Genomic DNA, 13,591 nt, shown 5'->3' on the forward strand with positions numbered 1-13,591 from the left:
CGACAACAGAAAAGCACCCGCATGCAGGCCGTTTCAGGATGTTGCGTTGTGGTAAGCAGGCCGTTGAAAACTACTGTGCTCGGCTATGCGGCGTTGAAATCAGCCTCACAAAAGCGCAGCGTTGAACGCGCTTCAGCGCGGCCCCGAAGGGGTGAGCAAAGCGAATCAAATGCTTATGTACAACTCGTACACTCGGCTCGGGCATCCTGCTTCGCCCTACCTCCTGCATCCATGCAGTCGTGCGCCTTTTCGGCTGGTTTCGCCTCGTGACCCACATGGATGTGGGAAATGCCGTTAGCCGTAGGGAACGGGTACGGCCCTAACCATCGCTCGCTACATTTTTCAACGGCCTGTTAAAGGGCTTCGCCGCCGCTCAATCCAGGGGTTGCGGGCAGCTGGCCAGATCCTCGCGGGCGAACAGCTCAACCAGCCAGTCGACGAACACCCGCACCCGCCGGGAGAGTTGGCGCTGCTGGGGATACAACGCCGTCAGCGGCATGGCAGCGGGTCGATACTGTGCCAGTACCTCGCACAGCGTGCCGGCCGCCAGTTGCTCGCGCAGGTGGTAATACGGCGCCTGAATGATCCCCATGCCGGCCTCGCACGCCGCCACATAGCTTTCCGCGCTGCTGACCGAGAGACTGCCGGGCAACTGCAACTCGATGCGTTCGCCATCACGGATGAAGTCCAGCGGGAAACAGCGGCCGGTCAGCGCTGACAGGTAGTTAACCGCGAGATGGCCCTGCAGTTCGTCGATGCTGCGCGGTGTGCCATGACGCTGCAGATAAGCGGCGCTGGCGCAGGTGATTTGCGGCAGTTGTGCCAGCGGCCGGGCCACCAAGCTGGTGTCATGCACCTCGCCCGCGCGCAGGACGCAATCCACGCCCTCGCGAATCAGGTCCACCGGTCGATCGCTGGCGCCCACTTCTAGCTGGATGCGCGGGTAGCGGGCGCAGAACTCCGGTAATGCGGGAATCACCACCCGCGCCGCCAGTGAGGTCGGCAGGTCCACCCGCAAGCGGCCTTGTGGGTTGTTGCGCGTCTGCGAGAAGCACGACTCGGTCTCCTCCAAGTCACTCAGCAGCCGCAGGCAGCGTTCGTAGTAAGCATGACCATCCAGGGTCGGGCTAACCTGGCGAGTGGTGCGGTGCAGCAACTGCACGCCCAGGTGCCGCTCCAGCTGCTTGATCAGCAGCGTCACCGAAGCCCGCGGCAGGCCCAGGCTGTCCGCCGCCTTGCCGAAAGCGCCCAGCTCGACAATGCGGGTGAACACCTGCATGGCAAGCAAACGGTCCATGGCTCACCTAATTATTGTGTTTTTACGAATAGTTAATGCGTATTAGAGCTGTTTATCCATTGATCATCAATGGTCAGAATCGACCAGGTCATCAGCTGTTCTACACAGGAGTCAATCATGAAAACGCGTCGTCTAGGGGCCCAGGGCCCGGCAATCTCGGCAATCGGTCTTGGCTGTATGGGCATGAGCGATTTCTATAGCGGCGGGCGCGATGACCAGGAGTCCATCGCCACCCTGCACCGTGCCCTGGAACTGGGACTCAACTTCCTCGATACCGCCGATATGTATGGGCCGCACAGCAACGAACAGCTGCTCGGTCGCGCCTTGGCCGGCAAACGCGATCAGGCGGTGATCGCCAGCAAGTTCGGGATCGTGCGCGATCCCAGTAACCCGCAGAGCCGAGGTCTGAATGGCAGCCCGGATTACCTGCGCCAAGCCGTCGAAGGCAGCTTACAGCGCCTCAACACCGATTATCTGGACCTTTACTACCAGCACCGTATCGACCCGAATGTGCCGATCGAGGACACCGTCGGCGCCATGGCCGAACTGGTGCAGCAAGGCAAGGTGCGCTACCTGGGGCTCTGCGAAGTGGCGCCCGACACGCTGGAACGCGCCCACCGCGTGCATCCGATCAGTGCCGTGCAGAGCGAGTACTCGTTGTGGACCCGTGACCCGGAAGAAAACGGCGTACTGGCCACCTGCCGCAAGCTGGGCATCGCCTTCGTTCCCTACAGTCCGCTGGGTCGGGGCTTTCTCACCGGCGCCCTGAAAAGCCCCGAGGACTTCGCCGAGGACGACTACCGGCGCAGCAGTCCGCGCTTTCAGGGGGCGAACTTCGCCAAGAACCTGCAACTGGTGGCCCAGGTCGAGCGGCTGGCTGAGGAGAAAGGCGTCAAGGCCTCGCAACTGGCCCTGGCCTGGGTGCTGGCCCAGGGCGACGATCTGATCCCGATCCCCGGCACCAAGCGCCGTCGCTATCTGGAGGAGAATATCGCTGCGCTGGAGATTCAGCTGACGGAGGCGGAGCTGGCCGTACTAAACGCCATCTTCCCGCCGCAGGTAGCCGCGGGCGAGCGTTACGCGCCAGCCTCCATGGCCCAGCTCACGCGTTAAGGGCCGCTGGACCACGACTTGGCTACCCGAGGTTAGCCAACCCTAGACATGCAACCGGCCTACCGAGGTAGGCCGGTTGCATGTCTAGCGGCGCTTACTTGAGTACGGCGATGGCCGCATCGTAGTTCGGCTCGCTGCCGATTTCGGCGACCAACTCGCTGTGCAGCACCTTGTCGTTCTCGTCCAGCACCACCACGGCGCGCGCCGCGACGCCGGCCAACGGACCGTCGGCAATGGCCACACCGTAGTTCTTGAGGAACTCGGTGCCGCGCATGGTCGACAGGTTGAGCACGTTGTCCAGCCCTTCGGCGCCGCAGAAACGCGCCTGCGCGAATGGCAGATCGGCGGAAATACACAGCACCACGGTGTTGGCCAGTTTGCTGGCACTGGCGTTGAAGGTACGCACCGAAGTAGCGCAGGTCGGGGTGTCGACGCTCGGGAAAATATTCAGCACTTTGCGCTTGCCGGACAGACTGTTCAGGCTGACGTCGGCCAGACCAGCGCCGACCAGGGTGAACGCAGGCGCTTGCTGGCCGGCTTGCGGAAATTCGCCAGCGACTTGTACCGGGCTACCTTTGAGGGTGACTTGTGACATGAGGTTGATCCTTTCTAGAAAGTGGAGGGGTTGTGAGTAAAACACAGTGCGCAGAAATATCTGACCATACAGTCAGGTATTTTTACCGCGCGCGAGCGACACATCATTATTCTTCGCAAAATGAACCTGGGTCAGTTTCACCACGATCGGGCTAAGCAGCAACAAGGACAACAGGTTGGGAATTGCCATCAGGCCGTTCAAGGTGTCTGCGACCAGCCAGACGAAATCCAACTGTGCGGTGGCACCGAAGGGTACGGCCAATACCCAGAGCAAACGGAACGGCTGGATCACCTTGGTGCCGACCATGAACTCCCAGCACTTCTCGCTGAAATAACTCCAGCCGAGGATGGTAGTAAAGGCAAACACCACCAGGGCGATGGTCAATATTGAACCGCCGAGACCGGGCATGGCCGATTCGAATGCAGCCGCCGAGAGTGCCGCACCGCTGGCACCCGTGGTCCAGACGCCGGAAGCGATGATCGCCAGACCGGTCATGCTGCAGATGACCAGGGTGTCGATAAAGGTGCCGAGCATGCCGATCATCCCCGAGCGCACCGGGCTGTTGGTGGTGCCGGCGGCCTGGGCGATCCCCGCAGTACCGAGACCGGCCTCGTTGGAGAAGATGCCACGCGCCACGCCGAAGCGGATCGCCGCCATGACCGCAGCGCCAGCAAAGCCGCCAGTGGCCGCAACGGGGCTGAAGGCGTGGGTGAAAATCAGCGCAAACGCCGCCGGAATGGCCGCGGCATTCACCACCAGCACGACGATGGCGGCGATGATGTAAGCCAGACACATAAACGGCACCAGGGTCGCGGCGACTCTACCGATACGCTTGATACCGCCGAGCACAACCAGGCCGACCACAACCATGGTGACCACACCGGTGGCCCAGGTCGGAATCGCGAAAGTCGCCTCCAGGGCATGGGCCATGCTATTGACCTGGACCATGTTGCCGATACCGAAACCGGCAAAACCGCCGAAGATGGCGAACGCGGTGCCGAGCCATAGCCACTTCTTGCCCAGGCCGTTCTTGATCGCGTACATCGGCCCGCCGACATGCTCGCCGCGCTCGTCCTTCTCGCGGTAATGCACTGCCAGCACCACTTCACAGTACTTGGTGGCCATGCCGACCAAGGCGGTGCACCACATCCAGAACAGCGCGCCGGGGCCGCCGAGGAAGATCGCAGTGGCCACACCGGCGATATTACCGGTCCCCACGGTCGCCGCCAGACAGGTCATCAGCGCCTGGAACGGACTGATCTCGCCACTCTCCTCGTCGTCTTTCTTGCGCCCTTGCCACATCAAGGCAAAACCCATGACGATGTGGGTCAGTGGCATGAGCTTCAACCGCAGCATCAAGAACAGGCCGGTGCCGAGAATCAGCAGCAACATCGGCGGCCCCCAGACGAAACCATTGATCTGATTGACCAGGGTGCTGATGAATTCCATCTGAAGCTCCTTTTTCTTCTGGTTAAGCACGAGCGGTTTGCCCTGCTCGATCAGACGCACCGCGGGTAAGCCACGCTCGCTAAGCTGACAGCGTGATGCTGCGACCGGTCACGTCCAGGTCGACAATCGACGTTACCGTCCATCCACGCCGATGCTGAATTGGCCTGACAGGCCGGGGCGAGTCTGGGACCCAATCACAGCGATGCTAGCACGCCATATTGTCCGGCGGCAGGCTCGCAGACGTCGATAACAACGCCTCATGCAGGCTTAAAAGTCACGCTTATAAAAGATATCGAGGGAGCTGGCCAAACCGCTGGCAGCCTAGAGGTAGAGGCGTTTACTCAGCTCATAACGTAACGCGACGGTGTTCGCCGGCTCGAACACGCCCACGCCATAGCGCAGGCTCAGACGCTCCGACAGGTTACCGCTGGCGACCACACTGGTGCTGGTACCACTGCCCTCGGTGTCCAGTTGAAAGTCCTGGATGCCGAGGCGGTTCGCGACACTGCCCGTCAGTGAGGAACTGCCGGCCAAGCCCATGGACAACGCGGCCTGAGCCAGCAGATTACTTTCACCACTGCTTTGCCCCAGCGGCCGACCCAGCACCAGATACGACAGCGCCTGTTCCTGACTCATCGCCGGCTCGGAAAACACCTCGGATTTCGGCTGTTCGGCATTGCCGCTCAGGCGCAGCCCGGCGGTGACCCCATCGACCCGGCGAATCGCCTCGACATCCAGGTAGGGTTGATCGATCGGGCCGGCGAACAGCAGCCGCGCGCGGCGAATGGTCAAGCGTTGGCCATAGGCGCGGAAACGACCGTTGTTGAGGTTCAGTTCACCGCGTGTGTCGAGGTCATCGCCGATATGCACGCGCCCCGCCAGATCGGCCTTCAGGCCGAAACCGGTGAAGCTCAGGCGCTCCTGACCGACCTCGACATCGATGTCCATGGCAATCGCCGTGGGTCGCCGCTCGGCGCTTTCGCGACCGATGATCCGCGCATCCTCGGACACCTTCACCGTCGACGGCGGCAGCTCGCGGATGACAATCTTGCCACTGGGGATCAGCAGTTTGCCGGCCACCGACAACTGCTCGTCGGCGATGCGTAGGCGCAGATCCGGCTCGACCTCAAGGTCTGCATAGGGCTCGACATTGACCGGCAAGTGGCTGCCGCGCAGGCGCAATTCACCGTTCAACCCTTCGCTCCAGGCCAACTCGCCGCTCAGGCTACCCTGGCCCTGCTCACCACTGCGCCAGCCGCCGCTGAGTTGCAGACGCTCGCCGGCGATCAGTGCCTGCAGTTGCAGGTCCTCGATCTGGGTCGGCAGCTGGCCGCCGGATATTTCGCCATTGCTCAGTTGCACACGACCGTTGACCTGTGGCGCCAGCAGGCTGCCGGACAATGTGCCGTCTCCGTTGAGCTGCCCTCTCAGCTGCTCGACCATCGGCACGAAGGGCTTTGCCAGCGCCAGATCCAGACCGCTGAGGCGGAACTCGCCGGACAGTGGCTTATCTGCCGGGCGCGGGTCGAGCTGAGCCAGCAGCGTCAGTTCACCCATTCTCGCCCCGCGCAGGTTCAACTGCGTGTCGATGCGCTGCGGACGCAACTGACTGCTCAGGCGCAGGCTGTCGTAAGGAAAGTCCAGCCATTGCCCCTTCTCGCGAATGCGCCAGACACCGCTGCCGGCATCCAGCAGGATTTGCCCGGAGGGTCCGCTGGCCGGCAGGTCCAGTTGCACCTCGGCGTTGAGCTGGCCTTGCCAGGCGAAGTCTTTCGGCAGCCACTGCGCCAGGCTGTCGAGTGGGAAATCGCTCAGGCGATAGCGCAGCTTCGGCTCAGGCTGCAGGCGTTGCTCCCCACCGCACAGGCTGGCCGGACCCGAACGCCAGCAGTGCGCGCCCAGGTTGAGCTGGCCGGTGGCCAGGCGTTCCAGCGTGGCCGGCTGTTGCAGGCGCCAATCCTGCCCGCCGCTCTGCACCTCGCCGCGACTCAGGCGGCCACGCCAGGTGCCTTTATCCAGACGACCGTCCAGGGCCAAGCTGCTGCGCAACAAGGGGCCTTGCAGCTTGAGCTCAAGCTGCTGCTGCCGTTGATCGCCCTGCCCCTCGAGTGTCAGTTGGCCGAGCTGGGTCTCGCCCTGGGCGATGCCCTCGCCATTCAGCTCGATCCGAGCCCGCTGGGCGCTGTCGAGGCTGGCCTCGAGGCGCAAACGCTGCAGCCGTTGCTCGGCGAACGCCAGACGCTGGCCTTGCAGGTGCAACTGGCCTTGCGGGGCTTGCAGGGTTCCCGCCAGGTCGAGCTGGCCGTCGAGCTGCCCCTGCAACTGAGGCCAGAGCTGACCCAGATGTGGTAAAGCCAGGCGCAACTGCCCGCTGAGGCGCTGAGCCAGTACCGCACTGCCCTGGATACGGTTATCGCCCAGGCGCAGGTCCAGCCGACTCAACGTCCATTGCTCGCCGGCACCCGCCCCTTGGGCCTGAAACTGCGCCGGCTGGCCACGCAAACGTCCCTTGAGGTCGATATCTGCACTCAGGCTCAGTTGCTGGTCCTTGAATTGGCCTTGGCTACGCAGCGGGCCGGCCAGTTGACCGGGCAACTCCGCCAGCCAGTAGGCCGGATCGAAGTTGCTCAGCTGCAGTTGTGCATCCCATTCCAAGGCATCGGCGAAGCCCAGACTCAGCTGGCCATCGGCCTGTCCCTGACCGGCGCGTAGCTGCAGTTCGGGCAGGTGCACCTGCTGCAGGTCACCACTCAACGGGCTCTGCAGGCTGAAGGCGCCCGCCGGGCCTTCCAGGTCGGCGTCGAAGTGGCCCAGGTAATTGCCATTCTGGTACGCCAATTCGCCCTTGAGTCGACGCAGCAGCACCGGCGGCTCTTCAGCCGTGGGGTAGAGCCGGCGCCAGGGGAAATCCTGCCAGTCGAAACGGCTGTCGAGTCTGAAGTCCTCGCGCCAGTCGAGCTGGCCGCTGAGGTGCAGGCGTTGCTCGGCACTGGCGTTCAGGTCCAACGCCGCGACCTCGGCGCCGCCCGCGTCAACCAGGCCCTGTAGCGTCAGGGCCAACGGTCCGCCCTGCCCCGGCAGCTCAGCGCTGCCGTTGACTCGATACCCCTTGGCCAGGTCGCCCTGGGCATTGAGTTCGAGCTTATCCAGGCGCAGGGTATCCGGCAGTTCGCTGCTGCCCTTGAAACCATCGGCCAGCAACTGCGCACGGGCTGGCAGGTGCTCGGCCAACGGCTGCACCTCGGCGGTCAGCCGGCCGTTCAGGTAACCCGTGCTATCGGCGATCAGCTGCAGGCTGTTGAGCAGTTCACCACTGACCTGCACGACCAGCTGCCAGGGTTGCTGATCGGGCGCGGGCAGCTTCAGGCTGCCTTCGGCACTCAGCGGCCAGGCGCCGCGGGGTTCCAGTCTGCCGTGCAGGTCCAGCGCCAAGTCACCCCGTTGCAGGCTCAGGCTGTCGATCTGCAGACCGTCCGCGCGCCATTGTGCGGCCAATTGCAGGCCTTGCAGCTGTTCGTCGCCATCCAGCAGCAAGCTGCCGATACGCACTTCGCCCAGGCGCAAGGCCAACGGCAGGTGCAACTCCGGCAGACTCAGGGGCTCGTCGCTGTCTTCGTCGCCGGGTGCCAGCGTGAGGCTGATTTGCTCGGCGTGCAGTCGCTCGATGCACAGGGTCAGGCGCAGCAAGCAGTGCGGCGACCAGGCGAACTCGGCCGCGCTGACCGCCACCCGGTCGTCACCCCGCTGCCAGGTCAGCCGCTCCGCGAACCACTGCCCAGCCAGCCGGCCGCTGAAATTCTCCACCTGCAAGCCCGGCACGCGCGCCAGGGTCCAGCGGCTGCCAGCAGTGCTGCCGAGTAATAGCGTCAGGCAGAACAGAAGTAGCAACACGCCGCCGAGCAGGCCCAACAGGCTGTTTTTCAGCACCCGCTTCACAGCTCCGGCCCCATGGAAAAGTGCAGGCGCACGCCGCCCTGGTCATCCAGCGGATGGGCCAGGTCGAGGCGCAGTGGGCCAACCGGTGAGACCCAGCGCAAACCGATGCCGACCGCGCTTTTCAATCCGGTGAAGTCCAGCGAATTGAACGCGTTGCCCTGGTCGATGAAGCTCGCCACCCGCCAGCGCTCGGCCACGCTGTATTGATACTCGGCGCTGGCGGCAAACAGGTAGTGTCCACCGATCTTGTCGCCGTCCGAGTTCTCCGGCGACAGGCTCTGGTAGTCGTAACCGCGCACGGTCTGATCGCCGCCGGCGAAGAAGCGCAGGGACGGCGGCACCCCACTAAAGCCATTGGACTCGGTGGCCCCAAATTGCACCCGACCGAGGAAGCGGTGCTTCTGCGCCAGGGTGGTCAGCCCCTTGAGCACGACATTGCCGTGCAGCACGTTGGCGTCCGAGAACAGGCCTTCCTTGGCCGCCGCCAGGTCGAACTGCAGGCGATAACCCTGGCTCGGGTCGAGGGGGTTGTCACTCTTCAGGTAGGCGTAACTGATGCCGGGCATCAGCAGGGTACTCAGGCCCGCGTCATCGCCGAGGCGGTATTCCTCGTGTTGCCACTTCAGGGAAATCACCCGCTGCCAGCCACTCTCCAGCTTGCTGTGCCATTCAGGACCAAGGGTCAGCAGGCGACTGAGGCTGTCGGTATCGGCCAGCTCTTCATATTGATAGCCGCCGGCATAGCGCAGCTTGTCGGTCAGCGGTGGGTCCAGTGGCACGTCATACCACAGGCCGACGTTCTGCCGTGGCGCCGACAGCTCCGTCTCCGCGCCATAGCTGTGCCCTTGCGGGTTGGCCCAGTGCCGCGTCCAGTTGGCCTTGCCGCGCGGCCCCACGTCGGTGGAGAAGCCCAGGCCCAGCCCCATGGTGCGTGGTAAGCGCGTGTGCAGTTGCACCTTCACCGGAATCCGCTGCTGCTCAGCCTCGGCGGGGTTGGCATCGACCCGTACCGACTCGAAGTAACCGCTGGAGCGCAGCGCCTGGTACAGCTCGGCGATCAGTTCGGAGTCATAAGGGCTGTCCGTGGCGAACGGCACCATGCGTTGCAGCAGTTGCTCATCGAAGGGCACGTCGCCGGCAAACTCGATCGTACCCAGGCGATAGCGCGGGCCGCTGGCATAGATCAGCTCGACATCTGCCACCCCGGCACGCGGGTCGATGTCCAGACGTTGCCGGGTGAAGCGCCCCTGGAAGAAACCGTAACGTGCGGCCTGGTTGAGGATATGCCGTTTGGCCGCTTCATAGCGGCCGTGGTTGAGTACTTCGCCAGATTGCAGTCGGGCCTTCTTGGGCAGACGAAACGCCTTCAACTCGCTGGCCGGCCCCTCGACTCGCAGGGTCACATCGCGCAGCCGCACCGGCTCGCCAGGGCTGATGCGGATGATCAAGCCGGGTGGATCGGCCTCATCCACCTCAGTGCTGATCTGCGCCTGGTAGTAGCCCAAGGCCTGCGCAGCCTTTTCTGCCTGGGCCTCCGCCACCCGCCGCAAACGCTGCAAGGACTCTGCATCGCGCTCGCCCAGGCTGCCGACATAACCCACCACGTTGTCTTTCAGCGCCTTGTTGGCCGGCTCGACGCGGACGAGCAGCCGCGCCTCGGCCAGGACGGACGAGCTAAGCAGCAACAGCGCGAAGGTGGTGCAGAGTTTGGTGAGCAGGCTCATAGACTGGGATGCTACCACGCGGCAAGCACCATCCTAGAGCGGATAGCACCTGTGCCAGCGAGAATCGACGGCGCGCCCCATGGCACTCATTACAGCTGCCGAACCTGAGCTCGATAAGCCGCCAGTAGCGCCCGGGATCAAGCGCTGGCTTTAATCGCCTGCTGCGGATTAGGGTGAAAGAACACGTGTTCGATGATCGGACCGATCGCCACTACGCCGACCTCCTCGTAGCCCTGGCGCTTGTAGAAATCCAGGTAGTGCGCATCGCCGGTATCCAGCACCACACCCTGCGAGCTGGCCTCATCGGCGCACCAGTTGTGCAGCGCTTCGAGCAATTGTTCGCCGAAATGCTGGCCCTGGAACTCCGGGTGAATACCCAGCAGGGGCAGCACATGGTAAGGACCGGGCGGCAGGCAGGCGAGCACCGCGTCATGGTAGGCCAGGTAGCGTTTGGTACAGCGAAAACCGGCGGTCAACAGCATGCGCATGCGCCAGCCCCAGCTCTCGGTGATATCCAGGCGGCGCTGTGGTGGGGCAATCAGCGCCATGCCGATCAGACGGTCGTCGATCAACAGGCCCAGTGCCGGCAGCTCTTCGCTGAAGTGTTGCTGTACCAGTTCGCGCACCGTGGCGCGCACGCGCTGGTCATAGCCCGGCCGTTCGGCTTCGAACAGGTAGGAAAAAGTCGGTGTATGGCGGTAGGCGTGGTACAGCAGCGAGCGCGCCTCGCGGGCGTACCCCCCATCGAGCAAACGAACTTCAGCAGGACTGTTCGGCATACGCAGTGACCTCTTGTTCTTTATTTATTGGGCCCAACGCCACGTTAGCACCGCATTCCCACACCTGCCAGATAACTGGCCCCCTGCCCGCTGGATCGGCTAGCATCGCAGGCTCTCCAGATAGAAAGCTCAGGACCTGCCGACCATGAAGATCGTCTCCTTCAATATCAACGGCCTGCGTGCGCGCCCGCATCAACTGGCGGCGTTGATCGACAAACACCAGCCGGATGTGATCGGCCTGCAGGAAACCAAGGTCGCCGACGAGCAATTCCCCGAAGCCGACATCCGCGCCCTTGGTTACCACGTGCATTACCACGGCCAGAAGGGTCACTACGGCGTTGCCCTGCTCTCGCGCCAGGCCCCTTTGGCGCTGCACAAGGGCTTTCCGGGCGATGCCGAGGACGCGCAGCGGCGCTTCATCTATGGCACCTTTGCCGATGCCCAAGGCAATCCGGTGACGGTCATGAACGGTTACTTCCCGCAAGGTGAAAGCCGCGATCACCCGACCAAGTTCCCGGCCAAGCAGCGTTTCTACGCCGATTTGCAGCAATTGCTGGTCAGCCAATTCCAACCCGAGCAGCCGCTGGTGGTGATGGGCGATATCAACATCTCGCCAGAGGATTGCGACATTGGCATCGGTGAAGTGAACCGCAAGCGCTGGCTGAAAACCGGCAAGTGCAGTTTCCTGCCGGAAGAACGCGAATGGCTGGCGACCTTGAAGAGCTGGGGGCTGACCGATAGTTTCCGTCACCTGTACCCGGCGGTCGACGATCGATTCAGCTGGTTCGATTACCGCAGCCGGGGCTTCGAGGATGAACCGAAACGCGGGCTGCGCATCGATGTGATCCTCGCCTCTCACGCCTTGCAGCCGCGCCTCAAGGCCTCCGGTATCGACTATGAGCTGCGCGGCATGGAGAAACCCTCGGATCACGCACCGATCTGGCTCGAGCTCAGCTAAAGCATTGCCGGGTGGAGGGTTTGGCACTGACGGCGCCCGCCGACCCTTCTCAACGTCTCGGGTCGGTCTGCTAACCTCGGCAGCACCTGCAACAGCCGTCTCAGAGCGGTCTAGCCCTCCGGCAGTTGTCACATTGCTGTCACTTTATTGTCTTATCGTCGCGGCACTCTCATTCACCCATAGAAGGTGTATGCCGCATGCCGCGCGCCACAATTACTGCCCGTCACGCCACCTGGAACCGCTCCGCAGCCTCGCTGCTGCTCGGTTTACTCTGCTGCGTTCTGCCCTGGTCGACGTACGCCGCCCTGCCGATCCCCGCCGATAACAGCAGCGCGCTGCGCATCCAGGGTTCCAACACCATAGGCGCCAAGCTCGGTCCGGCGCTGGTCAGGGGACTGTTCGAGGAACAAGGCCTGAGCGCGATTCGGGTAGAAGCCGGCGCGGCAGAGAACGAGCAGAAAATCATCGGTAAAACTGCCGATGGCCGCCGCGTGACGGTCGATGTAGCCGCCCACGGCTCCAGTACCGGGTTTGCCGCACTGAAAGATGGCAGCGCCGAACTGGCCGCCGCCTCGCGACCGATCAAGGACAGCGAACTCGACGCCCTGCAAGCCTTGGGCAATCTGCGCAGTCGTAGCGCCGAGCAGATCATCGCCATCGATGGCCTGGCGATCATCCTCCACCCGAGCAACCCGATCAGCGCCCTGCACACCGATCAACTGGCCCGCATTTTCGCCGGCGAAGTGACCGACTGGGCACAACTGGGCGGTCATAGCGGAACCATCAAACTGTATGCCCGCGATGACAACTCCGGCACCTACGACACCTTCAAAGAGCTGGTGCTGAGCGCGAATGGCAAGACCCTGTCGGCGACTGCCCAGCGTTTCGAGTCCAGCGACCTGCTCTCCGACCGGGTCAGCCAGGACCCGCAAGGCATCGGCTTTATCGGTCTGCCGTCTATTCGACAGGCCAAAGCCGTGGCCATCGCCGCCGGCGAGTCGCAGCCGATGCCGCCGAGCGTGACCCTGATAGCCACCGAGGATTACCCGCTGTCTCGTCGCCTGTTTCTGTACAACCAAGAGACCCTGGAAAACCCCTGGGCCAAGGCCCTGGTGCGCTTTGCCCATAGCCCACGCGGCCAAGCCATTGTCGCGCAGAACGGTTTCATCGCGCAGACCGTGCAGGCGGTCAAGGTCACGCCCAACAGCGCCATGCCGGCGGCCTATCGGGTGCTGGCGGGTGAAGCGCAGCGCTTGTCAGTGAACTTCCGCTTTCAGCAAGGCAGCGCCAGCCTGGACAACAAGGCCCAGCGTGACCTCGAACGACTGCTTGATTACCTGAAAAGCCAGGACAAGCTGCAGCACAAAGTAGTGCTGGTGGGCTTTGGCGACCCCAAATCGGATCCGGCCCGCGCCCAGTTGCTGTCCAAGCTGCGAGCCATGGCGGTACGCCGCGAGCTGGCCAAACAGGGGGTTATCTTCCGCGAAATAACCGGGTTGGGTGACGAACTGCCGGTCGCCGCTAACGATGCCGATGAGGGCCGCATCAAGAACCGGCGTGTCGAAGTCTGGGTGTACTGAAGCTTTGCCCTGATAGCGCATATGTTGGCGACATCCCCACTGCACATGGCTTGTCGCCGGCTTTCAGTACCAGGCCCAGGCAATCATCCCGCTGCACCGAATCAGGGTGGCGAGTACTAGGGGGTAACTGCTGCGTATTTGCCGCCCTCGCCTTTCGCCT

The 13,591-nt window shown here is 63.2% G+C and carries 9 protein-coding genes; 3 read left to right on the forward strand and 6 right to left on the reverse strand.

Going from position 1 to position 13,591, the window contains the following annotated elements; translation table 11 throughout:
* Positions 1-373: 373 nt before the first annotated feature.
* Positions 374-1,297 (reverse strand): LysR family transcriptional regulator, encoded by a 924-nt coding sequence (locus FBY03_RS19155; RefSeq protein ID WP_147173949.1) that lies wholly within the window; start codon positions 1,295-1,297, stop codon positions 374-376.
* 117 nt (positions 1,298-1,414) lie between these two features.
* Between FBY03_RS19155 and FBY03_RS19160 the strand changes: the two genes are divergently transcribed.
* Positions 1,415-2,410, forward strand: coding sequence for an aldo/keto reductase (locus tag FBY03_RS19160; RefSeq protein WP_147173950.1), 996 nt, complete (start codon positions 1,415-1,417; stop codon positions 2,408-2,410).
* A gap of 94 nt (positions 2,411-2,504) precedes the next feature.
* Here the strand turns inward: FBY03_RS19160 and tpx are convergent, their stop codons facing one another.
* The 5 genes from tpx to FBY03_RS19185 form a co-directional block, all read right to left on the reverse strand.
* Positions 2,505-3,005: a thiol peroxidase gene (tpx, locus tag FBY03_RS19165; protein WP_147173951.1), complete on the reverse strand. Its 501-nt coding sequence runs from the start codon at positions 3,003-3,005 to the stop codon at positions 2,505-2,507.
* A gap of 72 nt (positions 3,006-3,077) precedes the next feature.
* Positions 3,078-4,454: a sodium:alanine symporter family protein gene (locus FBY03_RS19170; RefSeq protein WP_147173952.1), complete on the reverse strand. Its 1,377-nt coding sequence runs from the start codon at positions 4,452-4,454 to the stop codon at positions 3,078-3,080.
* 321 nt (positions 4,455-4,775) lie between these two features.
* Positions 4,776-8,390, reverse strand: a complete 3,615-nt coding sequence (locus FBY03_RS19175) for a translocation/assembly module TamB domain-containing protein (protein WP_147173953.1) — start codon at positions 8,388-8,390, stop codon at positions 4,776-4,778.
* Positions 8,387-10,114, reverse strand: a complete 1,728-nt coding sequence (locus FBY03_RS19180; protein WP_147173954.1) for an autotransporter assembly complex family protein — start codon at positions 10,112-10,114, stop codon at positions 8,387-8,389. The genes FBY03_RS19175 and FBY03_RS19180 overlap by 4 nt, the downstream gene beginning before the upstream one ends.
* A gap of 137 nt (positions 10,115-10,251) precedes the next feature.
* On the reverse strand, positions 10,252-10,893 hold the full coding sequence (locus FBY03_RS19185) for a GNAT family N-acetyltransferase (RefSeq protein WP_147173955.1): 642 nt from the start codon (positions 10,891-10,893) through the stop codon (positions 10,252-10,254).
* A gap of 145 nt (positions 10,894-11,038) precedes the next feature.
* Here FBY03_RS19185 and xthA point away from each other — a divergent pair, with 145 nt between their 5' ends.
* Positions 11,039-11,851: an exodeoxyribonuclease III gene (gene xthA / locus FBY03_RS19190; protein WP_147173956.1), complete on the forward strand. Its 813-nt coding sequence runs from the start codon at positions 11,039-11,041 to the stop codon at positions 11,849-11,851.
* 197 nt (positions 11,852-12,048) lie between these two features.
* Positions 12,049-13,431 (forward strand): phosphate ABC transporter substrate-binding/OmpA family protein, encoded by a 1,383-nt coding sequence (locus tag FBY03_RS19195; RefSeq protein WP_147173957.1) that lies wholly within the window; start codon positions 12,049-12,051, stop codon positions 13,429-13,431.
* Positions 13,432-13,591: the final 160 nt, after the last annotated feature.

Source organism: Pseudomonas sp. SJZ079 (assembly GCF_007993865.1).
Classification (GTDB): Bacteria; Pseudomonadota; Gammaproteobacteria; order Pseudomonadales; family Pseudomonadaceae; genus Aquipseudomonas.